28 protein-coding genes and 1 tRNA gene are annotated in these 24,306 nt (G+C 55.8%); 17 read left to right on the top strand and 12 right to left on the bottom strand.

Features of this window, described 5'->3' with window-relative positions; all coding sequences use genetic code 11:
* The first annotated feature begins 1 nt into the window (after position 1).
* The 5 genes from WCX72_RS02375 to WCX72_RS02355 all read left to right on the top strand — a co-directional run bounded on the left by WCX72_RS02375 (position 2) and on the right by WCX72_RS02355 (position 2,227).
* Positions 2-241, top strand: a complete 240-nt coding sequence (locus WCX72_RS02375; RefSeq protein WP_345970677.1) for a KH domain-containing protein — start codon at positions 2-4, stop codon at positions 239-241.
* Positions 222-767, top strand: coding sequence for a ribosome maturation factor RimM (rimM, locus tag WCX72_RS02370; protein ID WP_345970676.1), 546 nt, complete (start codon positions 222-224; stop codon positions 765-767). The genes WCX72_RS02375 and rimM overlap by 20 nt, the downstream gene beginning before the upstream one ends.
* A complete protein-coding gene (gene trmD / locus WCX72_RS02365; RefSeq protein ID WP_231020225.1) occupies positions 764-1,468 on the top strand; it encodes a tRNA (guanosine(37)-N1)-methyltransferase TrmD in 705 nt (234 codons plus the stop codon). Before rimM ends, trmD begins: the two co-directional genes overlap by 4 nt.
* Complete coding sequence (gene rplS / locus WCX72_RS02360; protein ID WP_345970674.1) at positions 1,458-1,814, top strand: 50S ribosomal protein L19; 357 nt, start codon at positions 1,458-1,460, stop codon at positions 1,812-1,814. Before trmD ends, rplS begins: the two co-directional genes overlap by 11 nt.
* 77 nt (positions 1,815-1,891) lie before the next feature.
* Positions 1,892-2,227: a hypothetical protein gene (locus WCX72_RS02355; protein ID WP_345970673.1), complete on the top strand. Its 336-nt coding sequence runs from the start codon at positions 1,892-1,894 to the stop codon at positions 2,225-2,227.
* Between the two features lie 461 nt (positions 2,228-2,688).
* Here WCX72_RS02355 and smpB read toward each other — a convergent pair whose 3' ends face one another.
* Entirely contained in the window at positions 2,689-3,141 is a 453-nt protein-coding gene (smpB, locus tag WCX72_RS02350; protein ID WP_345970672.1) for an SsrA-binding protein SmpB, read from the bottom strand.
* A 121-nt stretch (positions 3,142-3,262) separates the two neighbouring features.
* On the opposite strand from smpB, the gene WCX72_RS02345 reads away from it, so the two are divergent.
* The gene (locus tag WCX72_RS02345) at positions 3,263-4,297 is read left to right on the top strand and encodes a HAMP domain-containing sensor histidine kinase (RefSeq protein WP_345970671.1); all 1,035 of its coding nucleotides are present in this window, start codon (positions 3,263-3,265) and stop codon (positions 4,295-4,297) included.
* On the opposite strand, the gene WCX72_RS02340 is transcribed toward WCX72_RS02345, so the two are convergent.
* From WCX72_RS02340 to WCX72_RS02330, 3 genes are read right to left on the bottom strand one after another with little or no spacing between them, the layout of a single operon-like run.
* Positions 4,275-5,051, bottom strand: a complete 777-nt coding sequence (locus WCX72_RS02340; protein ID WP_345970670.1) for a 4-(cytidine 5'-diphospho)-2-C-methyl-D-erythritol kinase — start codon at positions 5,049-5,051, stop codon at positions 4,275-4,277. The genes WCX72_RS02345 and WCX72_RS02340 overlap by 23 nt on opposite strands.
* Positions 5,048-5,869, bottom strand: a complete 822-nt coding sequence (gene truB, locus WCX72_RS02335; protein WP_345970669.1) for a tRNA pseudouridine(55) synthase TruB — start codon at positions 5,867-5,869, stop codon at positions 5,048-5,050. The genes WCX72_RS02340 and truB overlap by 4 nt, the downstream gene beginning before the upstream one ends.
* 4 nt (positions 5,870-5,873) lie before the next feature.
* A complete protein-coding gene (locus WCX72_RS02330) occupies positions 5,874-7,922 on the bottom strand; it encodes a UvrD-helicase domain-containing protein (protein WP_345970668.1) in 2,049 nt (682 codons plus the stop codon).
* A 248-nt stretch (positions 7,923-8,170) separates the two neighbouring features.
* Between WCX72_RS02330 and WCX72_RS02325 the strand changes: the two genes are divergently transcribed.
* Positions 8,171-9,070 carry a LysR family transcriptional regulator gene (locus tag WCX72_RS02325; RefSeq protein ID WP_345970667.1) on the top strand — a complete coding sequence of 300 codons (900 nt, stop codon included), beginning with the start codon at positions 8,171-8,173 and terminating at the stop codon, positions 9,068-9,070.
* A gap of 234 nt (positions 9,071-9,304) precedes the next feature.
* On the opposite strand, the gene WCX72_RS02320 is transcribed toward WCX72_RS02325, so the two are convergent.
* From WCX72_RS02320 to cysK, 3 genes are read right to left on the bottom strand one after another with little or no spacing between them, the layout of a single operon-like run.
* Positions 9,305-9,766, bottom strand: coding sequence for a hypothetical protein (locus tag WCX72_RS02320; RefSeq protein ID WP_345970666.1), 462 nt, complete (start codon positions 9,764-9,766; stop codon positions 9,305-9,307).
* Between the two features lie 14 nt (positions 9,767-9,780).
* On the bottom strand, positions 9,781-10,362 hold the full coding sequence (locus tag WCX72_RS02315; RefSeq protein ID WP_345970665.1) for an aminotransferase class IV: 582 nt from the start codon (positions 10,360-10,362) through the stop codon (positions 9,781-9,783).
* 2 nt (positions 10,363-10,364) lie between these two features.
* Positions 10,365-11,285, bottom strand: coding sequence for a cysteine synthase A (cysK, locus tag WCX72_RS02310; protein WP_231020214.1), 921 nt, complete (start codon positions 11,283-11,285; stop codon positions 10,365-10,367).
* A 438-nt stretch (positions 11,286-11,723) separates the two neighbouring features.
* Here cysK and WCX72_RS02305 point away from each other — a divergent pair, with 438 nt between their 5' ends.
* The 7 genes from WCX72_RS02305 (at position 11,724) to WCX72_RS02275 (ending at position 17,968) form a co-directional block, all read left to right on the top strand.
* Complete coding sequence (locus tag WCX72_RS02305; RefSeq protein WP_345970663.1) at positions 11,724-13,061, top strand: hypothetical protein; 1,338 nt, start codon at positions 11,724-11,726, stop codon at positions 13,059-13,061.
* On the top strand, positions 13,058-14,053 hold the full coding sequence (locus tag WCX72_RS02300; RefSeq protein WP_345970661.1) for a MoxR family ATPase: 996 nt from the start codon (positions 13,058-13,060) through the stop codon (positions 14,051-14,053). Before WCX72_RS02305 ends, WCX72_RS02300 begins: the two co-directional genes overlap by 4 nt.
* A gap of 164 nt (positions 14,054-14,217) precedes the next feature.
* Entirely contained in the window at positions 14,218-15,390 is a 1,173-nt protein-coding gene (locus WCX72_RS02295; RefSeq protein ID WP_345970660.1) for a VWA-like domain-containing protein, read from the top strand.
* Positions 15,391-15,501: 111 nt separating this feature from the next.
* Complete coding sequence (locus tag WCX72_RS02290; RefSeq protein ID WP_231020210.1) at positions 15,502-15,816, top strand: F0F1 ATP synthase subunit C; 315 nt, start codon at positions 15,502-15,504, stop codon at positions 15,814-15,816.
* Positions 15,817-15,935: 119 nt separating this feature from the next.
* A tRNA-Leu gene (locus tag WCX72_RS02285) sits at positions 15,936-16,021 on the top strand.
* 1,483 nt (positions 16,022-17,504) lie between these two features.
* Complete coding sequence (locus WCX72_RS02280) at positions 17,505-17,738, top strand: hypothetical protein (protein WP_231020203.1); 234 nt, start codon at positions 17,505-17,507, stop codon at positions 17,736-17,738.
* Positions 17,739-17,746: 8 nt separating this feature from the next.
* Complete coding sequence (locus tag WCX72_RS02275) at positions 17,747-17,968, top strand: hypothetical protein (protein WP_345970659.1); 222 nt, start codon at positions 17,747-17,749, stop codon at positions 17,966-17,968.
* Between the two features lie 4 nt (positions 17,969-17,972).
* On the opposite strand, the gene WCX72_RS02270 is transcribed toward WCX72_RS02275, so the two are convergent.
* Positions 17,973-18,362, bottom strand: a complete 390-nt coding sequence (locus WCX72_RS02270; protein WP_345970658.1) for a PaaI family thioesterase — start codon at positions 18,360-18,362, stop codon at positions 17,973-17,975.
* 144 nt (positions 18,363-18,506) lie between these two features.
* On the opposite strand from WCX72_RS02270, the gene WCX72_RS02265 reads away from it, so the two are divergent.
* Positions 18,507-19,103, top strand: a complete 597-nt coding sequence (locus WCX72_RS02265) for an outer membrane beta-barrel protein (protein ID WP_345970657.1) — start codon at positions 18,507-18,509, stop codon at positions 19,101-19,103.
* A 33-nt stretch (positions 19,104-19,136) separates the two neighbouring features.
* Here WCX72_RS02265 and WCX72_RS02260 read toward each other — a convergent pair whose 3' ends face one another.
* The 4 genes from WCX72_RS02260 to WCX72_RS02245 form a co-directional block, all read right to left on the bottom strand.
* On the bottom strand, positions 19,137-19,865 hold the full coding sequence (locus WCX72_RS02260) for a C39 family peptidase (RefSeq protein WP_345970656.1): 729 nt from the start codon (positions 19,863-19,865) through the stop codon (positions 19,137-19,139).
* Positions 19,865-20,794, bottom strand: a complete 930-nt coding sequence (locus WCX72_RS02255; RefSeq protein WP_345970654.1) for a hypothetical protein — start codon at positions 20,792-20,794, stop codon at positions 19,865-19,867. The genes WCX72_RS02260 and WCX72_RS02255 overlap by 1 nt, the downstream gene beginning before the upstream one ends.
* A gap of 104 nt (positions 20,795-20,898) precedes the next feature.
* Positions 20,899-21,303 (bottom strand): hypothetical protein, encoded by a 405-nt coding sequence (locus WCX72_RS02250; RefSeq protein WP_345970653.1) that lies wholly within the window; start codon positions 21,301-21,303, stop codon positions 20,899-20,901.
* A gap of 296 nt (positions 21,304-21,599) precedes the next feature.
* Positions 21,600-21,926 (bottom strand): hypothetical protein, encoded by a 327-nt coding sequence (locus tag WCX72_RS02245; RefSeq protein ID WP_231020196.1) that lies wholly within the window; start codon positions 21,924-21,926, stop codon positions 21,600-21,602.
* A gap of 285 nt (positions 21,927-22,211) precedes the next feature.
* Between WCX72_RS02245 and WCX72_RS02240 the strand changes: the two genes are divergently transcribed.
* Positions 22,212-23,369: a glycosyltransferase family 1 protein gene (locus WCX72_RS02240; RefSeq protein WP_345970652.1), complete on the top strand. Its 1,158-nt coding sequence runs from the start codon at positions 22,212-22,214 to the stop codon at positions 23,367-23,369.
* Positions 23,366-24,244, top strand: a complete 879-nt coding sequence (locus WCX72_RS02235; RefSeq protein WP_345970650.1) for a DMT family transporter — start codon at positions 23,366-23,368, stop codon at positions 24,242-24,244. The genes WCX72_RS02240 and WCX72_RS02235 overlap by 4 nt, the downstream gene beginning before the upstream one ends.
* Positions 24,245-24,306: the final 62 nt, after the last annotated feature.

Genomic DNA, 24,306 nt, shown 5'->3' with positions numbered 1-24,306 from the left:
CATGGTCACCGATTTCGTCGCCGAATACGCACGTCTCATCGCCTCCTATCCCGAGGACATCCGCGTCGAGATGTTCGAAGGTGACGAGATCGCCGAAATCGTCCTCTATGCCAACGGCGCCGACATCGGCAAGCTGATCGGCAAAGAGGGCAAAATGATCGGCGCCATCAAAACCGTCATCTCCGGCTGCAAAGCCAAAGACGGCAAAAGCTACCGCATCAATGTCGAAGCGGCAGAATAACGACCGGCTCCTCCATATCGCCACGCTGGGCCGCACCGTCGGCCTGCACGGCGAGATGAAGCTGCACCTCTTCACCGATTTTCCCGAACAGTTCGTCCCCGGCGAGACCTTCTATACCAAAGAGCGTACCCCGCTGCGGTTTGAAACGGTCAACATGGAGCGCGAACTGGTCAAACTCGAAGGTATCGACACCCCCGAAGACGCCAAACGCTTCACCAACGTCATGCTCTACACGACCTACGGCCGTACCCGCGAAATGTGCCACCTCGATGAGGGGGAGCACTTCTGGTTCGACCTGATCGGCTGCACGGTCATGGAAGACGGTGTGACGCTGGGCAAAGTGCTGGAGATCGAGCGCATCGGCGCGGTCGATTACCTGCAGATCAAAACCGACGATGCGCTGACAAAGCAGAGACTGCCCAAGCAGTTCCTGCTTCCCAAACAGCCGCCCTTCGTCGAAAGTGTCGATACCGATGCGGCCCTGATCACCGCGCACGGCGCGATGGCCATCCTGGAGGAGTCGTGACTTTTACCTACGTCACCCTCTTCTCCAACCTGATCGAAGGGTATTTCCAGGACTCCATCCTCAAGCGGGCACAGGAGAAGGGACTGTTCAACGTTTCCTACCTCAACCCGCGCGACTTTACGACGAACAAGCACGGCAAGGTCGACGACACCGCCGTCGGCGGCGGGGCCGGGATGGTGATGACCCCGCAGCCGCTTTTCGACACCCTGAAACAACTCCGTGAAAACGATCCGGACGTCCATATCGTTTTCGCAACCCCTGTCGGCAAACCGTTTGTGCAGAACGACGCCAAACGCCTTGCCAAGAAAAGCCATGTCGCATTTGTCAGCGGCCGCTACGAAGGCATAGACGAAAGGGTCATCGAGACCTTTGCGGACGAACTCTTCAGTATCGGTGATTACATCCTGACCGGCGGGGAGCTGCCCTCGCTGGTCATGACAGATGCCATTGCCCGCAACCTTGAAGGCGTACTCGGAAACAGCGAGTCGCTGGAGACGGAAAGCTTTGAAACCCATCTGCTGGAAGCCCCATCCTACGGAAAGCCCCCGCTTTTTGAGAATATGGGCGTGCCATCAGAATTCTTAAAGGGAAACCACAGTAAAATTGCGGCACTCAAAATTGCCTTGTCAGAATGCAAGACTAAATTCTTCAGGCCTGAGCAGCTTAAAAGGCATAGAAAAAGGACATTGTATGAGAAATAAATACATCGAAAATTTCGAAAATGCTCAAGTCGCTGAAAAGAACGTCCCAGAATTCCGCGCCGGTGATACCGTACGCCTCGCTGTTACCATTAAAGAAGGTGACAAAACTCGTGTTCAGAACTACGAGGGTGTATGTATCGCTATGCGCGGTCAGGGAACGGGTAAAACCATCACAGTTCGTAAAATCGGTGCCAACGGCGTCGGTATCGAGCGTGTTTTCCCGATCTACAGCGACAGCATCAACGAGATCAAAGTACTTCGCCGCGGACGTGTACGCCGTGCGAAACTCTTCTACCTGCGCGACCGTGCCGGTAAATCTGCACGTATTAAAGAGCTCCGCAAGTAATTGCGGACGCCCTTCAGACCCAACACACTTCCCCACTCACTTTTTACAACCAACCGCTTCCTTTACAAGGAACTCCTATGACGCTTAACCTGTTATTCATTACCGCTACGGCCCTCTTTATCATCGCCGTTTTGAAACAGCTGCTGGAAACGAACGCGTTTCTGAACCGCCTGCGCGACCACCATCCCTCTCGTTATGAAGCCATGGGACGCCCCCGCTGGAACATCCAGTTCGGCGACCCCCGCTTCCGCGAAGCGGTCAAGTACATCCGCGCCCACAAATTCGCCGACCTCGGCGACGACGAACTCGAACGCATCTACAAAGCGATCAAACGAGCCGACAGGGTCGCCATCGCATCCGCCGTCGTCGCCATACTCATCACCCTGATTGAGGTCATGCGAGCCGCGGGATAATACAACAAGGAAGCAGTAGCAGAAATTTCTTCTTTGGAGTCGGAAACGATCATTAGCGTGTCGAGCGGATCACCGGGGAGTGGAATGCCCCGAAAGCGCACTCCGAGAGTATTTCTTCCAGGGCGCAGCTTGTTATCCTTTTTTCTTCCCGGTTCGGCTTCTTTTTTGGATAAGCATAAGCGCTAAAGCGCAATACATGCAAGGCACTAAATGCCGAGTCGTAAAAAAGAAGGGGAACAAAAACACAAATAATCTCGGAAAACACGGCTCTGTACAAGCCGATAAGAAGCTGCTAGTAGTCTTTAAGCGCCCGTTCAATGTCGCGCTTCATATCCTTCTCTTTCATATCTGCGCGCTTGTCGTGCGACCATTTTCATTGCCGTCCCCGGAGCAAAGCTCCGCGAACTTTCGCTGGCCGCTATGGCGACTAAAGGCGGCTCTGCACGAGCCGCAAAAAGCTGCTAGTAGTCTTTTAATGCCCGTTCGATGTCGCGCTTCATATCCTTCTCTTTCATGTCGGCGCGTTTGTCGTGCAGCTTTTTACCCCGCGCAATGGCGATCTGGATCTTGACGATGTTCTTTCGGTTAAAATAGAGCTGCAGCGGGACGATGGTGTGCCCCTCTTTTTCGACGGCGGCGATCAGCTTGGCGATCTCTTTCTTGTGCAGCAGAAGCTTCCGACTGCCGCGCTCCTCGTGGCCGTAGTAGTGGTGCGTCGTCTCCAGGCGGCCGATATGGGCATTGAACAAAAAAGCCTCGCCTCTGACGATCTTGACAAAGCTGTCCTTGAGATTGACCCGTCCGGCCCGAATCCCTTTGACTTCGCTGCCCTGGAGCACGAGGCCCGCTTCGAATTTTTCGAGGATCTCGTAGTCATGATAGGCTTTTTTGTTTTTGGCAATCGTTTCGCCCACTCGCAGTCCTTTAAATCAGTGATGCAATCATAGCAGAAACCGCCCCTCTGCCGCCAATCATCGCGCCAAAAAAGGCGCCGGACACGATCTAGTTTTAATCAATCTGCCCCTATAATTTCTTATGAATCTTTTTGCCCGTCTCCTCGACAGAATCAGCCGCTATCGCCCGAAAACGATCATCATCTGGGCGACACTGGTCTCTACCGCCGTCTCCTTCGTGGTGGCAGGCGGCACCTTCTATCTTTTTATGGATCAATTGCCCCCCATTGTCGTCTTTCTCTCCATCGCGATGCCGCTGCTGCTGACCCCGACGATCCTCTCCGCCGTCCTCAACCTGATGCTGCGTATGAAGCGCTACAAAACGGCCCTCGAAGAGGCCATCGAAAAAAACCACGAGAAAGATCTGCTGCTCTTCGAACAGGAGCGCTTCGTCCTGATGGGGGAGATGCTCTCAAACATCTCCCACCAGTGGCGCCAGCCCCTCAACGCCGTCAACCTCACACTCCTGTCGCTCAAACTCGCCCAGGCAACGGGGAAACTCGACGATGAGACCCTGAACCAGGCCTTTGAAACGATTGAACAGAACACCCTCTATCTCTCCGATACCATCGAAGACTTCCGCTCCTTTTTCCAAAACCGGGCCCCGACGAAGATCCTGCCCCTGAAACAGATCGTTTCCGAGATGGAGGGAATCGTCGCCCCGCTGCTCAAAAGCGCCCGTATCACCTTACGTATCGAGGGTACCGATGCCCAGGAAGCGTACCACCTGGAGATCGCAACCGCCATCTCGCAGGTGCTGCTGAACCTCATCAGCAACGCCAAAGACGCCTTGGAGGGGTACGACATCGAACCCAAACAGATCACGCTCCTGTTCAACAAAAACGGCGAAGGCATGACCATTACGGTTTCGGACAACGGCCCCGGCATCGCCCCCGAGATCAAACCGAAGATCTTCGATCCCTACTTCACGACAAAGAAACAGATGAAAGGGAGCGGCATCGGGCTGCACATGAGCCGCCAGATCATCGAAAAGATCTTTGCCGGCGCCATTGCCGTCGACACCTCCAAGACGGGAACGACCTTCAGTATCTTCATTCCCTACTCCGAGCACTGCCGTCTCGCGGCGGAAGTACCTACGCCGGAGGGAGAGGCCTGAAGAAACTGCTGCCGCTGCCGGAGAAGAACCAGCCGTGGCGGAAATGCTCTTTGAGCTCCGGGTAGAGCGACAGCGCCGGTTCAAAGAGGTCGTTCGCATCATCGGCGCTCAATTCGGAGAGCAGCGTTTTCGAATCGGTCTGTGCATAGTAGTCATGGGCCTCGGCGGAGAGCTCTTTGTAAAAGCTCTCCCGGAAACGGCGGTAGACGGCGGGCGTACTGATCTCGATCGGCGGCGTGCGCGTCTCGAGCTGCAGCGGCACCTCGTCAAAGGGCTCGACGATCTCGCCGATGCCCGAGACGTTCGCACTGGGATAGCCGTACACGAAAAAGGGGACGTCCGCCCCTACTTTTGCGCCGATCGCGGCCAATTCTCCGACATCGAGCCCCAGGTGCAGCACCTCGTTGCACATCTTCAGGTAGGTCGCCGCGTCCGAACTGCCCCCGCCAAGGCCTGCAAAGGCGGGAATGTGTTTGTTAACGGCAATGCCATGGGTCTGCATCAGCCGCTCGAGTTCCGTCGACCCTGTCGCCTCTAACAGGGCACGGTAGGCTTTATAGATCGTATTCTGCTCCGTCGTACAGGCAAAATCGCCGTCGATGACGAACCCCTCCTCCTCCTTGGGAAAGAAGTAGAGCAGGTCATGCAGCTGCTCCACCACCATAAAGCGCGAGAGGATCTCGTGGTATTCCCCGCGGCGTCCCGTAATCTTGAGAAAGATATTGACCTTGGCCGGTGCCTTGTAATGTTTCATAATGCCACCTTGTTCAACACGTAATGCACGCCCTCTGCGTCAAAGGAGAAGATGGAGAGTTCCCGCCCGTCATCAACGCGGTAGAAGCCATCCTCGCCGGGGGCGAACTCGTCTCGCGTCAGCGGCTGCCCCAGGGTGATCTTGCGCCACTCTCCCTTGTATTCGATCGGGGGAACCCGCAGCGCGCCGCGGATATCGAGGGGCTTCTCCCCCTCGTAGACGAACTGCCCCTCGCAAAGACGTTCAAGCATACTGAGCGATCCCCCCTCGAGACCGAGCCGCTCGTACACGAGCCGTCCGAGCGAACGGATATAGGTCCCCTCGGAGACCGTGGCCTCGAAAGTTACAAAGGGGTGGCAGTAGTGCAGCAGCTTGACGTCGTAGACCTTTGAGCGGATCGTCTCCAGCTCGAAGGGGATGCCCGCCCGCGCCAGGTCATAGGCACGCTTCCCGTTGATCCGCTTCGCGCTGAAAATCGGCGGCGGGTAGGCCTGCTCCCCCTGCAGCGATTCGACGGCCTCTCGGACCTTTGCTTCTGGCAGCGGCGCGATGTCATCAATGCGCTCAACCCCTTCGATATCGAGGGTATCGGAGTGCGCTCCGAGCCAGAGCGTCGCCCGGTAGCGCTTGGGGGTTTTGTCGAGAAAGCGGAAAAGCGAGGTGTATTTGCCGAAGGCGACAATGAGCACCCCCTTTGCAAAGGGGTCGAGGGTACCGGAATACCCCGCCTTTTTCACCCCGTATTTGCGCTTGAGGGTCCGCAGGAACTGGTTGGAACTGAGCCCGGAGGGCTTGTAGGCGACAAAAAGTCTGTTCATCGGCTCAGAGGCGCTCCACGAAGGAGGCGAGGATCTCCCGCTTGTTGCCGCCGAAGTTGATGTTGAGCTTGAATTCGCGTCCGGCCTTGCTCACGCCTATGACCCGCCCGGCACCGAAGATCTTGTGGCGGACGAGGTCCCCTTTTTTGAATGCCGTGTTCTTCTCGATCTTCAGCGAGCTTTCGCACAGCCCCGCCTCGCCGAAGAAGCGGCTCTTCTCCAGTTCCGTACGGCGTCCCTTGTAGTAGCGGCTCTGCACGTGTGACAGCGTCAGCGTATCTTTGGCGCGCGTAAAGGAGACGTAGCCCAGGCGGCGCTCCTCCTCCAGGTCGCTGCCGTCCCCGACAAGGGGGAGGAACCCCTCTTCGAGGCCGATGATGAAGAGGTGTTCGAACTCCAGCCCCTTGGAGGCGTGGATGCTCATGATGTAGATGCTCTCCCCTTCAACCTGGTCCTGCTCGCTCTGCAGGGAAACCTCGTTCAAAAACGCATCCAGGCTCGCCTCCGGGTTCTGCTTGATAAAGTCGCGGAAAAGCCCGAAGAACTCGTCGATATTCTGCACCCGCTCGGTTCCGTCGGGCATCGCCTCGTAAAAGGCCTTGATCTTGAAGATCTCGTCAAGACGCTCGGCGAAGCTGTAGAGCGACTCGTCCGCGATCGCGCGCATCTGCTCCAGCTCGCCGATGAACTGTTTGAGGGTCGTCGTGTTTTTCTTGCGCACCAGGGCCTCGAGCTCGGCCGTACTGCTGAGGCGGATAAGATCGTACAGGGAGCGCTCCTGCTCCATGGCCGCCAGCTCCAGCTTGTCGATGGACGCCTTGCCGATGCCCCGCTTGGGCTTGTTGATGATGCGTTTCATCGAGAAGTTGTCGTGGTGGTTGGTGATGACGCGCAGGTAGCTGATCAGGTCCTTGATCTCGGCACGGTCGTAAAAGCGCAGCCCGCCGACGAGCTTGTAGGGGATCCCGGCGCGGTTGAGCCCCTCCTCGAGGGAGCGGCTGAGCGCATTGATGCGGTAGAGCACGGCGATCTCGTTGGGGCGTACCCCCTCGCCGATCAGTTTGTTGATCTGCAGGGAGATCTTGCTCGCCTCCTCGTTTTCGTCGTTCGAAGAGAGCATCTTGACGGCATCCCCGTCGCCTCTGGTCGGCAGCAGCGTCTTGCCCAGGCGGGAGCGGTTATGCTCGATCAGCGCGTTGGCCACGGTCAGAATCGGCGTGCGCGAACGGTAGTTGTGTTCGAGTTTGACCACCATAGCGTCCTGGAAGTCCTGGTCGAACTCCAGGATATTGCGCACGTGCGCCCCGCGCCAGCCGTAGATGCTCTGGTCGTCGTCCCCGACCACGCAGAGGTTGTTGTGGGCGCTGCAGAGCTTCTGGAGCAGCTTGAACTGCAGTTCGTTCGTATCCTGGTACTCGTCGATCATGATGTACTGGTAGCGCTTGCTCGTCTCTTCGGCCAGCTCCGGGTGTTCATCGAGCAGTTTGTACGTCAGGGCGATCAGGTCGTCGAAGTCCACCAGGTTGTTCTCGACAAGGTACGCCTCGTACTCCTTGTACACTTTGGCGATCTGTTCGTAGTTTTTCTGCTCCGCCTGGGCATGCGCCTCTTCCGGCGTGATCAGGGAGTTTTTGTAGCGGGAGATCTCGCTGGCCACGAGGGGCATCGGGAGGTCGCCGGCGAGCTTTTTCAAAATCCGCTTCTTGTCGTCCGTATCGATAACGACGAAGTTGTTCTCCCGCCCCAGCCGGTGGATATGGAACTTCAAAAAGAGCAGGCCGAACTTGTGGAAAGTACACAGCAGCGGCGGATAGCTTTTCGCGTCGATCATGGAGAGGGCGCGTTCACGCATCTCCTTGGCCGCTTTGTTGGTAAAGGTCAGCGTCAGCGTGTTGCTCGCCGGGATCCCGACAACGTCCAGCAGGTAGGCAAGCCGCGAAGTAATGGTCGTCGTTTTGCCGCTGCCCGCGCCCGCAAGGATCAATAAGGGACCATCGATCTTCTTGACGGCTTCGGCCTGCTGCTCGTTAAGGTTTTTGAAAATTTGTTCCATCTCTATTTTTCGTGTTTTTAGGTTAATCTATTATATCAATAATTTTTTAAGCTCTCATTGTTTGATGACACTTTTCAGATTGCTTTATCGGGAAATTATAAAAAAAGTAATCAGAACTAATCCGTCTTATTGAAATGACTATCATTGTACGTTATAATTCTGATGTTTTATTTTTATGGAGCCTTGTTATCAAAAAGCGGATGCTTTATAACAAAGACAAATATGGCCCATTTGCCAAGGATATATGAATGCTGAAAGACTTCGCCAAACTGCAAACTTTTTTGACTGTCGTCAAAGAGAAGAGCTTTTCCAAGGCTTCCGCGAAACTGGGCATTTCCCAACCCGCCGTCACCCAACAGATCAAATTTATCGAAGAGTACCTCGATACACGCATCGTCGAGCGTAAGAAGAACGGCATCAAGCTGACCAAAGAGGGCGAGGATCTCTACCGTATCGCTGTCAAACTCGAAAAGGCGATCAACACGAGCCAAAAAGAGCTGCTCAAGATCATCAACAAAGACTTCACCTTTATCCTCGGTGCATCCTACGCGATCGGGAACTACGTCATCCCGACCTACCTCGGCGCCATCAAAGAGAAGATCAACAACGAGGTTTACATGCATGTCGGCCTCTCCAACGAGATCATCGACGAACTCGAAGACAAAAAGATCGATGTCGCGCTGATCGAGTCGCCGGTCTTCCGCGACGGGATCATCTACCGCGAATGGATGGAGGACGAACTCGTCCTCTTCTCCAACCAGCCGCTGCCCAAGTACCTCAAAAAAGAGGACTTCTTTACCTTCGACTGGGTCTGCCGCGACGAGAACTCCCACACCCGCAAGCTCGTCTCCGAAGCCTTCGAAGAGCTTGAGATCGACTGCTCGACCTTCAACGTCATCGGGGTTGTGCAGTCGCCGACGGCGGTCAAAGAGACGATCATGCGCTCCCCGAAAGACGCCGAGCGCCCGATCGTATCGGTCATCTCCCGCCACGTTATCGAGGACGAGATCGCCGAGGGCAAACTCTATGAATCGCGCATGCGCAACTTCCGCGTCCACCGCAAGTTCTACATCGCCTACTCCAAAGAGCGCAAGCACGACGCCTTCGTCAACAACGTTGTCGACTTCCTGCTCACCATGCGGATGTAAGTACGTTTCATACTCTTCCATCTCCCGGGAGCTTCCCTCGGGGCAGGCACTAAATACTTAGTGCCACATCACCATATGACATTCCGCTTTGTTGTTCAAGTCAGAAATGATCATTAGCGTGTCGAGCGGACCAGTGATGCATGGAATGTCCCGAAAGCGGCAGCCTGTTATCCTTTTTTCTTCCCGGTTCGGCTTCTTTTTTGGATAAGCAAAAAAGAAGGGGAACGAACCTCATCACTTCTTCTTCAGAAACTTCTCATTTTCCGGATTTGACAAAAACGCCGCCATCGAATTCTCGATCCCGCCGTCATCGGCCGCTTCCGTCTCTTCCTCGCCCTCTTTATAGACGGCGTGGTTGATAAAGATGGGGGTTTCGTCGATGATGATCTGCATAATGCTCGGCAGCGGCACCGTGACGAAGCTGCCGATGTTTTCCGGGCCGAAGCCCGCCTCGAAGATAAGCCGGTTGCCGTCGATGCGCGCGCTGTCGAAGGTGTAGCCCGCCAGGTAAAAGAGGGTCATCGGGCGGAACGACTCGGTGATGTGTTCGGGCAGCTCCGGTTCGAAGCTCAGATGCTCGATCTTGCAAAGAATGCCGAAGGACTGATCGTGTTCGAACAGGTAGAGCATCAGCTCCTCGACATGCCGCTGCATTAAATCGACAAATTTTTCATCATTGAGAATATTGATGAGCATCACATCTCTCCAAGTTAATTAATCGGGGGAAGTATACCACCGCTCACCTCGACAAAGCCTGACAGGGCATTCATCACGGCCACGCGTTCCGCGCCCCGCGCCGCGTCGAGGGTGATGTCGGCGCAGGTCAGCTTCCCCGCTTCGATCAGCCGGGCCCGCGCCGTGCCTTCGAGCAGCGGCCGCTTCGGCGTCAGCCACCGTCCCCCGATAAAACAGGCGACATTGGCGATGGTCGTATCGGTGATAAGCCCCGCCTGCACGATCAGGACGTCGTCCGCACTGCCCCGCCGGGCAAAAAGCCGGTCGAGCCGTTCACGTTCGGTCGTTTTGTCGCGATAGGTGATCGTCTCGTCCGTCACCGGCTGCAACGAGGTGATAATGCGGGGGGTATAGGGGAGAAAATCATATGTGAACGTTTGTTCATCATACTGGACCCGGCAGCGCCATCGTCCTGTTTCCGGGGCTTCAAGGCGTTTTTCGAGGTCGTAGAGGTTCGGGATGCCGTGGCGTCCCAGCGTCCGCTCCAGACGCTGCTGATGCCACGGCAGGTAGGGGAAACGTCCCTCTTCGGCCAGGATCGTCTCCAGAAACGGCATGCCTATTCGCTGAACAGTGCCGTCGAGAGGTAGCGTTCGGCCGTATCGCAGAGGATCGTCACAATCGTCTTGCCTTTGTTCTCCGGACGCGCGGCGACCTGCATCGCGGCGTAGACGTTGGCCCCGGCGGAGATGCCCACGAGCAGCCCCTCCTCTTTGGCCAGCATCCGCGACGTCGCCATCGCGTCGTCATTGCTGACGGTGATGACCTCGCCGTAGATCTGCGTGTTGAGGACGTCCGGCACGAAGCCCGCGCCGATCCCCTGGATCTTGTGCGGCCCCGGTTTGCCGCCGGAGAGCACCGCCGAGTCCGTCGGTTCGACGGCGATGATCTCAATGGCGGGGATCACCTCTTTGAGGCGCGTGCCCGTCCCCGTCAGTGTGCCCCCCGTCCCGACGGCGGCCACGAAGATATCGAGGTTGCCGTCCGTGTCGCGCAGGATCTCTTCGGCCGTCGTTTTGATATGGACCGCCGGGTTGGCCGGGTTCTGGAACTGCTGCAGGATGACGGCGTTGCCCAGGCTCTCTTTGAGCTCTTCCGCCTTCTCGATGGCGCCTTTCATACCGGCCATCGCCGGCGTCAGGACCAGCTCCGCGCCGAGGGCTTTAAGGATGTTACGGCGTTCGATACTCATGGACTCGGGCATCGTCAGGGTCAGCTTCAGCCCCAGCGCCGCGCAGATGGAGGCAAGGGCGATCCCCGTGTTGCCGCTGGTCGGCTCGATGATCGTCGTCTGGGCATTGATGATGCCGTCGTCCATCGCCGTCTTGATCATGTTATAACCGATCCGGTCCTTGACGGAGCTCGTCGGGTTCATAAACTCGCATTTACCGAGAATCGTCGCTCCGGTCTGCTCGGAGGGGGCATTGAGACGAATCAGCGGTGTGTTGCCGATCAGTTCGGTGATGTTAGACGCTATCATTCCTTATCCTTTTAGGGCACCTCTAAACACCCTGTACAGTCTCAGCGCTGCAAAGAAAGTCATAAGCAAGGCGACGCTTTGAAGGCCTGGCCTTAGCCAAGTCGAAAAGCGGCAACGCCGAGTATGGCTTTTCTCTGCAGCGCCCTTCGGGAGGGCTTTTGAAGCACGATCTTTCCTCCGTTTTCCTCTGGACTTAGCTACGGCTAGGCCTGCGCAGAAAACAAAGAAAATCTCACGCTTCAAAAACCCTCTGAGATCCGTACAGGGTGTTTAGAGGTGCCCTTTAGTGTTGCTTCGCTGCTATTATAGACGAAGCAAAGCGAATTTGTCTGCAATCCATAGTATTCTACTATGTTATTATGTGTATTTTGGCAGATGCGAAGCTTAATTGCAGATACTATTCCAAATGCGTCAAGGGCGAAGCGTTATAATACGTCCATGCAACCGCGAACATTCACCCATAAACGCATCCTGCTTTTCGGCGCCCCGCGCGCGCTGAACCGCGAGGAGTTCGACCGCCTCCTGCGCGCTGCGGACATCACCCTGGCCGACCGCTACGACGCCGACGTCGACGCCGTGGTCGAGGGGCGGCTGATCAACCCCCTCGAACAGGAGGAGCTTGACCGCCTCTACGACAGCGACAAGGTCGTGCCCCTCGCCATCGATGCCTTTGAGAAAACGCTCTGTACCCAGATTGAACCCGAACGGATCATGATGAGCCTCAAGCTCACCCGCGACAACGAACGGCTCCACGCCTTTTTGCAAAACCCCTACATCTCGAACGATTTCTTCCTGAAACTGCTGCAGCTCTACGACTGGAAGGGGGAGGGGTTCTTCGACACGGACGAGAACCGCGACGTCACGGCGGCGCTGATCGGGCGCTACTACGAGCATATCGAGCGCAACCACAACGTCCAGTACTCCACCCTGGGACTGATGCACCTGCTCCGGCAGACCCGCCGCCCCCGGCTCATCCGCGTGATCGGCTCTCTTGCGCCGCTGCGCCAGGCCGTGGGCAGCAACGAGCGCCAGATGCGCGCGATCCTCGAAGCTCTGGCCCTGCACCCCGACAGCGACGAACCGACCCTGAAGCACTTTATCCGCCAGGGCGACGACGCCCTGCGCGCACTCGTGGCGACCCACCCCGCCCTCAGCCCGGCGCTGCAGCAGGAGCTGGCCGCCCTCGACGTGCCCGCGGTCACGTCGGCCCTCGTCAGGAACCCGATGCTCGACGCCGCGCTGGCGGAGCGCCTCTTTGCCGACGATGCCCTCGCCGAGACCGGCTATGCCCACATCGCGCTGGACGAGGCGCGTTTTGACAAGGGGCTCGCACGCCATGCCAAGGCCCTGGCCGCCAACCCCGCATTGACCCTGCCGATGCAGCAACGCCTCTTCGACACGGGCGACGAGGCGGTCCTGACGGCGCTGGCCGCAAACCCTTCGCTGCAGCTCGCCGGAGTGCTGATGCAGATAGATTCCGCCGCCGTGCGCGCCGCCCTGGCGGCCAACCCCGCCATGACAAGCGAGGCCCTGACGGCGCTGGCCGGTTCGGGATGCGACACGGCCCTCGCGGGCAACCCTTCTTCTCCCGACGCCCTGCTTGAACAGCTTTACAGTGAGGGGGATGCGGACGTTTTGGGTGCCCTCGCGACCAACCCCGCCACCCCCATCGACATCCTGCAACAGCTGCAGCTCGACGCCCGTTTCGAACGCGCCGTTCGGACCAACGATGCCTTCGGGCAGTTCATTCAACGCGAAAACATAGGATGGTTATGAGATCAAAAGAGATTACGGAAACCCTCGGAGCGCTGATTGATCAGAAGCTGCCGACCTTTTTGTGGGGGGCGCCGGGCATAGGCAAATCCTCCGTCGTCAAACAGATCGCCGACGCCAAAGGGATCGGCTTTATCGACCTGCGCCTCTCCCTGATGGACCCGACCGACCTCAAGGGGATCCCCTTCTACGAGAACCAGGCGCACCAGGCCGTCTGGGCGCCGCCCTCTTTTCTGCCCCGGGAGGGGAGCGGCATTCTCTTCCTCGACGAGCTCAACACCGCCGCGCCCTCCGTGCAGGCCTCGGCCTACCAGCTCATCCTCGACCGCAAGGTCGGCGAGTACGAACTGCCCGAGGGGTGGGCCATCGTCGCGGCGGGCAACCGCGAGAACGACCGGGGCGTCGTCTACCGGATGCCGCTGCCCCTGGCCAACCGCTTCATCCACCTGGAAATGGACGTCAACGTCGACGACTGGCGCCGCTGGGCCTACGGGCGCGGCATCGACGAGCGCATTATCGGCTACATCACCGCCAACAACGACGCCCTCTTCGGTTTCGACCCCGCCAGCGACACCAAGAGCTTTCCCACCCCGCGCAGCTGGGAGTTCGTCCACGGGGTTCTCGCCTCGGGCATGCGCGACCAGCTCGCCCTGAGCGCCATCGCCGGGGCCGTCGGCGAGGAGCGCGCCGTCGCCTTCACGGCCTTTGCCAAGGTGATGCACCTCCTGCCCGACACCGACGCCGTCTTGCGCGGGGAGTCGCGCGAGGTCCCGGAAGACCTCAGCGCCCTCTATGCCCTCGCCTCCGCCCTCGTCTCCAAGGTCCTCAAAGCCCCCGATGACGACACCCTGGCCCGCTTGCTCGACTACACCCACCTCCTCCCCCCGGAGTTCGCCGTCCTCATCGTCCAGGACCTCCAGAAAAACGGCGTCGCCATGGAGCACCTCGACGCCTACGGCAACTGGGTCGGCAAGTTCGCCTTCCTTCTTGAATAAACAAGAAAAAGGGAACAGCATGGAGCGCGCACGTAATAGAAGAAGTCGGACATTCGATCAGCATCCTTCATGCGCGGCAGCCGAATTATCCTTTTTTCTTCCCGGTTCGGCTTCTTTTTTGGATAGGCAAAAAAGAAGGGGAACAAACCTCCAGGACCCAGCCGATGTCTGAAAAAGTCGCCCTGGACAAACTGGGCAAAGCCAAAGCCCGCCTCCTGCTGAACTCCCCCTACTTCGGCACCCTCGCCAGCCGCCTGGAGCTGGATACCAGCAACGACATCCCCGGCTTTCTCAGCAACGGCCTCCGCCTGGAGTACAACCCCGACTACGTCGAGGGGCTTGACGACGCGGAGTGCGAATTCATGCTCGCCAACGGGGCGATGCACGCGGCACTTGTGCACGAACGGCGCCAGAACGGGCGGATGAGCTGGCTGTGGCAGCTGGCCACCGACCACGCCATCAACGCCATGCTCGTGCAGAATAACTTCGCCCTGCCCCCGCAGGTCAACTACGACCCCCGTTTCGAGGGGATGTACGCCGAAGCCATCTACGCCCAGCTCAAAGACGAGATCAAAAACGAGGAGTTCAATGACGACGAGCGCAACGATACCGGCTTCAACGAGAACAACCAGCGCAAGCGCGACGAGCTGAAAAACGCCGAAGGGGACCACGACCCGGACAAACTGCGGCCGCAGATGGAGGTGGAGAACAGCGTGGACGAGTCGCTCTTCGAGCATTTTGAAAAGGCCGTCAGGGAGATGCTGGAGCAGCAGGGCGACACCCCGCTGGGGCTGGAGCGCTTTTTCGTCCCCGCAACGCAAAGCGTCGTGGACTGGCGCAGCGAGCTCTTTCACGCCCTCTCCCGCCACCTCAAAAGCGACTACCGCATGCTTCCGCCCTCGAAGAAGCTGCTCTACAACCACATCTACCTCCCCTCGTCCACCTCGGAGACCCTCGACATCGTTATTGCCATCGACAGCTCCGGCTCCGTCGACGAGGTGCTGCTGGGGCGCTTCATCGCCGAGGTCGAGTCGCTCCTGGAGACCTTCAACGACTACCGCATCGAACTGCTCGTCTGCGATGCCAAGGTACAGTCGCACCGCCAGTTCTACCCGGGCGAGCCCCTGCGTTTCGAGCTCAAGGGCGGGGGCGGCACCGACTTCCGCCCCGTTTACGAGTGGACGGAGCGCTACGCCCCGATGGCCCCGCTGCTGCTCTACTTCACCGACTGCGACGGCCGTTTCCCGGACAGAGAACCCCTCATTGACACCGTCTGGATCACCCCGGAAACCGAGAGCGAAGTCCCCTTCGGCCAAACCATCGTTCTCAATATATAGGCAACAAAGCGCCTCTTAAGCGTGCAATATCTATAATTCGCCCGCAAAGTGATAAGTAGGGATACGCAAGCCGAACGGACTTTGACACAAAAAAATTTATTGGAGAACTCCATGAAAAAGATTCTTTTTCTGATGGTTGCTTTCGCCGGTGCTGCTTTCGCAGCTGACGCTGACGTTGCAAACCAGACACTCAAAGCTTACTCTATGATCGCTGCAGGCGTTGGCCTCGGTCTCGCTGCTCTTGGTGGCGCTATCGGTATGGGTCACACTGCTGCTGCGACTATCGCAGGTACTGCTCGCAACCCGGGTCTGGGTGGTAAGCTCATGACGACAATGTTCATCGCCCTCGCGATGATCGAAGCTCAGGTCATCTATACACTCGTTATTGCCCTGATCGCTCTGTACGCTAACCCGTACCTCGGCTAATCAGCCGAAAAACCCGCGAAGGCTTCGGCCTTCGTTTTTTTTGACAGCTTGAAAAATTTTAAGCTGTTTATAACATTCTCACCAGTATAATTCTGGTCTTTTAAAACTTACTGTTAAACGCGACCGTGGTGGAATTGGTAGACACGCTATCTTGAGGGGGTAGTGCCAACTTGGTGTGCGAGTTCAAATCTCGCCGGTCGCACCATCCAAACAAATACTTCCTACAAAAACTTCTAAACTTGAAACTCTTCAAAAAATCGATAATTTCAACAAAACAAATTATTCAAATCTTCTCAATAATACGAGCTGGCTCAAACACTTGAATTTCAAGCCTTGAACCAACATTCTTGATATGAGTGTACCAGGGCAAGAACTTCTCATACTCTCTCAAATATCGTATATTCTGCATACTCAAAAATCTGTAAAGCTGATTCACGTTTGTGAAGAGTTCTGACGGCCCATAAAAGCTAAGAGCTGGCAAGGTAAAAGGCTTGAAGGTCTGCATAACACAATGATAAATCAGCACATAAAATGAGCGCGATTTTATGTCAATAGAAGGGCGTACTTTTAAAATCTTGCGGTCACCATCCAAACAAAAACTTCCAAACTAGAAACTTTTTCAAAAAATTTACAATTTGAACAAAACAGATCATTATCGTTTATTTCCAAAACTACTCTTAACGGGGAAGCGCATCAACGTTAAGGCTGCAGGCAACAAATTATTCAGATCTTCTCAATAATACGAACTGCTTCAAACCCCTGAATCTCGAGCCTTGCCCAGCATTCTTGATATGAACCTACAAAGATGGGCACTCTCAGACTCTTGTAAATAATAAATATTCTCCATTATTAAAGATCTGTAAAGCTTGCTCCGAATGTCTAAAAAGTTATGTCACAGAATGAAAACAAAGCGCCGGAAATATAACGTTCTTGAATAATTTATGCACGCCGTATTTTGGGTCATTGATATGAATGTACTTGACTACATGGTGAGTAGAAATAGTATGTGCACTGAATTTTGAAAGCCGGTATGATTTTTGGAACGGCAACGCTTCCGTTTCGGAATGAAGTAGCATTGTAGGTGTGATTAGAGTGCCACTGCGAATGGCACTCCGGTCAGAATCAAAACCAGGATAAGTGGTTTTAGACTATAACGCAAAACATATTTTAGTCTGTGCCTTTAAAATTAGGGCTGAAAATCTAAGATTACCCTAATAAACAGACTAATATGTCACGTCTCACCACTTATGCTGACAGCATAAGGACCAAGATATGGCAGCTAAATACTATGTAAGCAAAGAAGCAGGGAATTCAGGTGAACACGCAGTTCATAAAGAGGGTTGCACACAGTTACCGAGTGAGAGAATTTTCCTTGGCGGCTTTTCACACTGTCTGAATGCGCTTGAGGCAGCAAAAGTATTCTACCCGGCCGTAGATGGATGCGACTACTGCTCACCGATGTGTAGCAGATAGTCATCACTCCTATGTCGGACCGATCCTAGGCATTGGGTCCGTCATGCAGGGTCTGTTTTTGCAGATCCCGCCGCTCTAACTATCCAAGCAAAAACTTCCTCCGAAAAACCAACGTCCATCTCTTCAGCATGGTGCTAAATAGTGTGCAACAATTCCGTCCGCAAGAGAGGGGCTTGCATATATAATTGTTCCAATGCCAACACAGAGGAGCGAGTATGCAACTGCTTGAGGACAGCTACGGCAACGTCATCGCCGTCAAAAACATCTCGGGGGTCACCGGGATCTACGAAAATGAGAACTACGTCGCGAACAGCAACAAGATGGATGAGAAGCTCTACTACTTCAAGATCATCGCGGGGATAGTGTGGACGAGGTATTACACGACGATGGCCGAGGCCGAAACCTACAGAAACGCCGTTATCGAGGCGATGCAGAACACCCCGGACTGAAGCGACGCATGGAATACGACATCATCGACGATAAAATCCACATTTACAAAAACGCGGCGCGCACGACCACCTATGTCTACTGGCCCGAAGAGCTGATCAAGATCGTCGAAGCGCAGGAAGCGGGGCAAAGGAACATCGTACTCCCCGATTTCGCCGAGATCCTGGCGGAGGTGCTCGACGAACGCCCCGAGTGCTTCACGTGCCACTACAACTCGGACCTCGTTATGTAACATTTTAGGGCTGCTGCGGCTCTTCCATGATGGCGTAGGTGCCCGTGGCAAAGGCGACGAGCTTGCCTTCGTCGTGCAGCTCGATGGTGACGAAGGCCGTCTTGCGCCCCTGTCTTTTCACGGCGGCCGAGGCCAGCAGGTGCTTGCCCGAGGCGGGTTTGAGGTAGTTGATCTTTATCTCCATCGTGACGGCCGTAAACCCTTCGTCCAGGTTGGAGACGGCGGCGTACCAGCCGGTGTTGTCCATCAGTGTTGAGATGACCCCGCCGTGCACGAAACCCAGGTGCTGCAGGTGGTGAGGCTGGACATGAAGTTCCACCTCCGCCTCGCCCGCCTCGGCACGCTTCAGTGTCGCGCCGGTGTGTTCGAGAAAAGGGAATTTGATGGCTTCCATTGCGCCTCCTTTTTTTGGAGAGATTGTAACGCTGTAGCGTAGCAAAACCGTAGCAGCAACGCCACCGTTTCATTTCCATCCATGGCTTGTTTACTGTAAACTATGAATAATAATAGATGCAATTAAACCATTCACAAAGGAATTATGATGCGTAAGTCTCTCCTGTTGACACCGCTGCTGCTGGGTGCCCTCTCCGCCAACGCCTGGGCGCAGCGGGCCGATCTCTATTTCGGTTTGAACCTCTTCGGCAGCGAAAACAAATTTGACTTCGAAGCTGGCGGCTATCATGAAAGACCGTCGATAGGGAGCAAGGGGTTCGAGCTGAAGTTCGGGGCCGTGCTCTACAATGGCTGGCGCCTGCAGGGGTATCTGTTGGGGGAGTATTTCGACGAGCCGCTCTTTGACGATACCAATGACGAACTCTACGAGCTCGGGCTGGATATCATGAAAACCTTTGATACCTATTCCGACCTCTTCCCCTTTGTCCAGGCGGGGATCGGCAGCGGATCGATGCAGCTTGACAGCTACTACTACCCCCACGACGACAGCATCGGCGAGGTCAGTCTCAAAGTCGGCATGGGGCTGATCTTTCGCATCGCCCCGCAGCTGGAGGTGATGGGGGGCGTCGATTTTCAGTGGCGTACCTGGCAGGACGTCGAGTATTACTACCCCGTGTACAACAAGCTTTCGACGGACGACTCCTCCGTCCGCTACTACGGCGGATTCAACTTCCTCTTTTAACCGTGCATACGCTCCCGCGTATGCCGCAGGCCGCTAGTGGTCGATCCTGTTCTCGATGTACTGGTAGAGGTAGTCGGTGGATTCGGGAACGGTCATAAAGCTCCTGTCGGGCTGGACCTTCTCTTTGTCCACCGGAATGAAGGCCAGCACCCTGCCGGGGTGTTTCAGGTCCTCGCGCTGGTAAAACATCTCGAGAAACTTCGCCATTTTCACCTTCATGTTGCCGAACGACGGGTCGGCGAGGTAGACAAAGTCGCCCTGGATCCCTTTGAAGACGGTAAAGTGTTCGAAGCGCCGGATCTTGACGTAGACGATGACCGGAATGCGCAGTTTGCGCAGCGCGTCGATATCCATCGCGACACCGACGCCCCGGAAGCCGATGGTCTGTCCGTAATCGGCGAGGTCCGCGAAAGAGAGGGCGAAGTCGCTCTTTTCCAGCTTATGGGCGTCGCTTCCGACCCCTTTCATGTTCAGCACCGATCGTACGATCCCGTTTTCGGTGACGTTCTGATCGTAGAAGAAGTTCATGATCGTCGCCATCGACGCCGCCCCGCATGAGAAGTCGTAGCGCTGGCGCACCACCCCCTTCTCTTTCAGCTCGCTCCAGCTCTTCATCGGAACCCGTACCGTATACTCCCGCTCGATGATCGGCATGGCGGTTTTTACTTCCTCTTTTCCGGCAGGGTTAAGCGCGGCCTCGGCCGATGTCGCCGCCGTGAGCAGCACGAGTGCCGGTAAGAGTGCCTGAAGTGCCCGTTTCATCAGAACCGCTTTGAGAAGATGAGATTGATCGTATTCTGGCTATAAGTGGCCGTTTCGTTGTTGCTGGCGTCCAGGGAGATGATGTTCCCCCTCGAGATCTCGTAGCTCACACCGATGTTGTACCCGATGGACGACTCCGCGATCGTTTCCACTTTGCCGTTATAGCGCTGCTCCGTCTGGTAGCGGTAGGTGATCCCCCAGCTGAGGTTGGTGTAGGGGTTGACCGCGAAATAGACCTGCGGCGAGATCGCCAGAATATCCGGACGGTCGTTCGTGTCACCCTTGTAGTCTTCTTCCAGGCTCCACTGGTATTGCGCTTTGAAGACGAAGACGACCGGATCGACCGTATAGTAGGAGAGCGCGTAAGCGTTGAACGATTCAAAGGTCTTGTCCTGCTTCGACGTCCCGATGACGTTGCCATCCACATCGCGGTCGGTAAAGGTCAGGCGGCCGATGACGTTGGTCGACACGCCCACCAGCAGCGAAGGATAAACCCCTTCATCCTTGACCCTAAATGTCGCCCCGATACCGGCGTGGTCAAAATCCGTATCCGCCTGGTTCGCAATGGCGGCGCCGAGCTGCACGCGGCTGGAGGTATTATGCCCGTTGGCATACATCACCAGTTCGAGCCAATCGGTCACACCGTATTTAAGGTTCAGCGATGCCACGACGACATCCTGGTCGAGCACCTGCTCACCCGCGTAGGCCGGAATATAAATGAATGAGAGCAGCGTCGATACCGGCACCACCGTACTCATGGCCGTCTTTTGATCGATATTGGAATACGCAAGCGAGATGTCGGCATTGAACGCATTTTTCTTTGAAAGGAGCTCTTCTACTTTCAACGGGGTCTGCCCGTCTGCATGCAGCAGCGATGAGCACAGTGTCGCCGCACTTAAAAAGCCAAATAATGCTTTTTTGTTGAACATAAATAACCTTTGTGTAATTTCATCATGATTTTAGGGGGATTCAACTTAAAAAGTAAAAGCAGAAAAGGGGTGTGCGCAGGAAAATGCCTGCACACGTATGGAACTTACAGTGAAGAGACGACTGCACCGACCAGTGCCGGGAGTCCGGAGTCAATTGTAAGCGGGTCTCTACCAGTATCAATGCTCAGCAGTCCGCCGACGTTGAGGCTCAGGTCAGCCGAAATCGGGAGGGCCGCATCCAGTGCCGCAGGAACGAGACCAAGCAGCCCGCCGAGGTTGAGGCTTGCGATCAGGTCTGTAAGGATCGGACCGGCAATCGGGATCGCGCCGAGCGCACCAAGTACTTCAAGCAGTTGACCTTCTGTCTGTGCCATTTCTGCACCACTCATTGTTACAACATTGACACTTTCCTGACCGAACATAAACTGTGCATCTGTCGTACCGAAATCTGCAGCGCTCACGCCCGTAATCATTCCTGCAATAGCAACACTTGCCAACACTTTTTTCATCTTGTTCTCCTTTAGATGTGATACCTGAAGCGTTTAAATTAACGTTCTTGTCTAAACTTTATACCTTATCACATTAAAGTTTTGTTAAAAAACTAACAAAATATCAATAAATATGCTTTTTGTATCAAAATCACTTTTAAAACATTGAAAAACAAAAACTTTTTTCTTTAAATCATTTAAAAATGATTTGTGATAACGGCTTTGTCTGATTGGATGTAGAGGTGTCTCAAAAAAAAGGAATAAAAAAAGGGAGAAGAACCCCTCCCGGAAGGGAGGGTAAGGGTAAGAGGGGTGTGTTAGCCGAGGAGGCCGCCACCCAGCAGGCTACCAACGAGCGGGAGACCACCGAGCAGACCGCCGAGAAGACCATCAACAGTATCGAGCAGACCAGTTACGATCGGGCCAACAAGCGGGAGGCTGCCAACGATGTTCAGAACCGGATCAAGGATAGTCAGACCAAGCAGTTGACCTTGTGTTCCGACCATTTCAGCACCTGTCATTGCAACTGCATCTACATTGCTTGCACCAAACATAAACTGAGCATCAGTAGCTGCCAGTTCCGCTGCAGATGCAACTGAAGTGATACCTGCCGCTGCTGCGACACCCATCATCATCTTTTTCATATATACACTCCTAAGAAATTTTGAAGACCATCGAACCGTCCTCTGCAAAATATTATTTTCTTTTTTATTAAATTCAATTTAATTTAACGGAATGTTAACAATTTAATTCACTTGATAGCCATTCTTTAAACTTAAATTAACTTTTTATAATTTATTTACACTTTTTATTAATATTCTTGTGAAATGATTTTCATTTTATTACCAATTGTAACGCCGCCTTCGACTGTAACCGCGCTGAAACGCCTGCACGATACGATTGCCAACTTTTCGTTTGGAGCGAACACCATGCGCATCTGCATTTTTACCGACACCATCGGTGATCTCAACGGCGTCTCCCGTTTCATTCAGGATATGGGAGAACAGGCCCTCTTACATGATGTAGACCTTCACATCGTCGCCTCAACGGCCAAATACTGCCCCGACCTTCCCAATGTCCACAACCTGCCGCCCCGCTGGAGGGTGCCGATGCCTTTTTACCGCGAACTCGACCTCGCCTACCCCTCGGCCGCTGCCCTGGAACGGATACTGCGGGAGCTGCGACCCGATATCGTACATATCTCCACCCCCGGCCCCGTCGGCGTCATCGCCAAGAAGCTCGCCGCCAAACAGAACCTCCCCGTGCTCGGGACCTACCATACGGATTTCCCCGCTTATATCCGCGACAACACGGGGCTGGAGTGGGCCAAACGGATCGCCGACAGGACAATGGCCCGCTTCTACCGCCCTTTTCGCAGGGTCTTTACCCGTTCGACCGAATACCTTGAGATTATGGAACGCGAGATCGGGATCGAACGTGCGCGCAGCGAACTGCTCTCGCCGGGAACGAACCGCAAGCGCTTCCACCCGTCGCACAGAAGCGACAGCGTCTTTGCCAAGTACGGGGCGACGGGAGAGGGTCCGAAGGTGCTCTATGTCGGCCGTATCTCCAAAGAGAAGAACGTCCCCTTTCTGCTCGACGTCTGGCAGCGCTACAAGGCCAGCAACCCCGGTTGCGAGGCCGAACTGCTGCTCGTCGGTGAAGGAGCCCTCCGCCGCAAACGCGCCAACCTGGCCCTGGAGGACGTTATCTTCGCCGGTCCCGTAATCGGCGATGACCTCTCCCGTCTCTACGCCTCCTGCGACCTTTTCGTCTTCCCCTCCGTCACCGATACGCTGGGACAGGTCGTCATGGAGGCACAGGCCAGCCGGGTCTGCTGCCTCGTCTCGGACGTTGGCGGGCCGCAGGGCATCGTCAACCCGGGCGGCAACGCCGGCGGCATGGTCGTCAAAGGCAACGATACCGACGCCTGGATCGCGGCCTTGGAAGCCCTGCTTGAAAATGCTACACTACGGCAAAATTTCGGGAAGCAGGGGTATGAGAACATGCAGCATTTCAACATCATCGATTCGTTCACGCACTTCGTACAGACCCACCGCGACGCCCTGCATCGGCATCGGCCGTGACCCCGCAGCGCCAGGGGGAGCTCTACGCCGTCATCTTGTCGCTGCTGGAAAGCTGGTTCCCCATTCTCGCCCTCGTCGCCGTCAAGGCCATCGGCCCGCTGAACACCTACGGCTTCGTTCTCATTATCGCCACCGCCGTGCTGCTGCTCCTGCTCTATGTCCGGGAAGGGTTCGGGGGTCTTGCCGACAGGGAGGCCCTGCCCGACCTGCTGTGGACCTCCTTTTATATTACCCTGCTCTTCACCCTCGTTTTCATCGGGCTGCGCTATACGACGGCGGGGAATATGGCCGTCATCCTGACGCTGCAGCTCTTCTTCTCCTACCTCTACTTTAACCTGCCGGGCAGAGAGAAGCTCGATGCGCTGCACACCTTCGCCGCCTTTATAATGGGGGCGGGGGCCGTGATCATCCTCTTTCCCGCGACCTTCACCTTCAACCCCGGCGACCTGCTGATCCTGATTGCGGCCGCGACCGCCCCCCTGGCGAACCTCTACCAGAAGCGGGCGCGCCAAAGGGTCAGCGCCCTGACCATCCTCACCTTCCGCAACCTGGCGGCCCTGCCCGTGCTCTTCGGCGCCGCCCTGCTCTTCGAAGGCCTCCCCACCGCCGCAGCGCTCCTGGAGGTCCTCGCCGCCATCGCCGCCGTTGCCGTACTGGTCTACGTTCTGGCCAAGATCCTCTGGATCGAGGCGCTGCACCGCATCGGCATCACCAAGCTCAGCGCCATGATCGCCTTTATGCCGCTCTTTACCCTGATCTTTGCCTATCCCGCCCTGGGGGAAGTCCCGACCGCGAGACAGCTGCTCGGCACCCTGCCGATCCTGCTCGGTGCCTACCTCATCACCCGCCCCCTCCCGCCAGGGCGCGAACCGTAACCGGTTCGATAACAATTCTTCGCTATAATATAACCCATTCCAATATTTTTCCCGAGCCCGCC

It is taken from the genome of Thiomicrolovo immobilis (assembly GCF_039645955.1).
GTDB lineage: Bacteria > Campylobacterota > Campylobacteria > Campylobacterales > Sulfurimonadaceae > Thiomicrolovo > Thiomicrolovo diazotrophicus.
This window is presented reverse-complemented; position numbering and strand designations above follow the sequence as displayed.

Coding starts and splice junctions, on each gene's coding strand:
- rplS (WP_345970674.1), top strand. CDS start 1,458: ATGAGAAATAAATACATCGAAAATTTCGAAAATGCTCAAGTCGCTGAA.
- WCX72_RS02260 (WP_345970656.1), bottom strand. CDS start 19,865: ATGAAACGGGCACTTCAGGCACTCTTACCGGCACTCGTGCTGCTCACG.
- WCX72_RS02330 (WP_345970668.1), bottom strand. CDS start 7,922: ATGGAACAAATTTTCAAAAACCTTAACGAGCAGCAGGCCGAAGCCGTC.
- WCX72_RS02265 (WP_345970657.1), top strand. CDS start 18,507: ATGATGCGTAAGTCTCTCCTGTTGACACCGCTGCTGCTGGGTGCCCTC.
- truB (WP_345970669.1), bottom strand. CDS start 5,869: ATGAACAGACTTTTTGTCGCCTACAAGCCCTCCGGGCTCAGTTCCAAC.
- WCX72_RS02255 (WP_345970654.1), bottom strand. CDS start 20,794: ATGTTCAACAAAAAAGCATTATTTGGCTTTTTAAGTGCGGCGACACTG.
- WCX72_RS02325 (WP_345970667.1), top strand. CDS start 8,171: ATGCTGAAAGACTTCGCCAAACTGCAAACTTTTTTGACTGTCGTCAAA.
- WCX72_RS02305 (WP_345970663.1), top strand. CDS start 11,724: ATGCAACCGCGAACATTCACCCATAAACGCATCCTGCTTTTCGGCGCC.
- WCX72_RS02375 (WP_345970677.1), top strand. CDS start 2: ATGGTCACCGATTTCGTCGCCGAATACGCACGTCTCATCGCCTCCTAT.
- WCX72_RS02240 (WP_345970652.1), top strand. CDS start 22,212: ATGCGCATCTGCATTTTTACCGACACCATCGGTGATCTCAACGGCGTC.
- WCX72_RS02295 (WP_345970660.1), top strand. CDS start 14,218: ATGTCTGAAAAAGTCGCCCTGGACAAACTGGGCAAAGCCAAAGCCCGC.
- WCX72_RS02340 (WP_345970670.1), bottom strand. CDS start 5,051: ATGAAACATTACAAGGCACCGGCCAAGGTCAATATCTTTCTCAAGATT.
- WCX72_RS02355 (WP_345970673.1), top strand. CDS start 1,892: ATGACGCTTAACCTGTTATTCATTACCGCTACGGCCCTCTTTATCATC.
- WCX72_RS02275 (WP_345970659.1), top strand. CDS start 17,747: ATGGAATACGACATCATCGACGATAAAATCCACATTTACAAAAACGCG.
- WCX72_RS02290 (WP_231020210.1), top strand. CDS start 15,502: ATGAAAAAGATTCTTTTTCTGATGGTTGCTTTCGCCGGTGCTGCTTTC.
- WCX72_RS02320 (WP_345970666.1), bottom strand. CDS start 9,766: ATGCTCATCAATATTCTCAATGATGAAAAATTTGTCGATTTAATGCAG.
- rimM (WP_345970676.1), top strand. CDS start 222: ATGTCGAAGCGGCAGAATAACGACCGGCTCCTCCATATCGCCACGCTG.
- WCX72_RS02250 (WP_345970653.1), bottom strand. CDS start 21,303: ATGAAAAAAGTGTTGGCAAGTGTTGCTATTGCAGGAATGATTACGGGC.
- WCX72_RS02315 (WP_345970665.1), bottom strand. CDS start 10,362: ATGCCGTTTCTGGAGACGATCCTGGCCGAAGAGGGACGTTTCCCCTAC.
- WCX72_RS02345 (WP_345970671.1), top strand. CDS start 3,263: ATGAATCTTTTTGCCCGTCTCCTCGACAGAATCAGCCGCTATCGCCCG.
- WCX72_RS02300 (WP_345970661.1), top strand. CDS start 13,058: ATGAGATCAAAAGAGATTACGGAAACCCTCGGAGCGCTGATTGATCAG.
- WCX72_RS02280 (WP_231020203.1), top strand. CDS start 17,505: ATGCAACTGCTTGAGGACAGCTACGGCAACGTCATCGCCGTCAAAAAC.
- WCX72_RS02270 (WP_345970658.1), bottom strand. CDS start 18,362: ATGGAAGCCATCAAATTCCCTTTTCTCGAACACACCGGCGCGACACTG.
- cysK (WP_231020214.1), bottom strand. CDS start 11,285: ATGATAGCGTCTAACATCACCGAACTGATCGGCAACACACCGCTGATT.
- WCX72_RS02245 (WP_231020196.1), bottom strand. CDS start 21,926: ATGAAAAAGATGATGATGGGTGTCGCAGCAGCGGCAGGTATCACTTCA.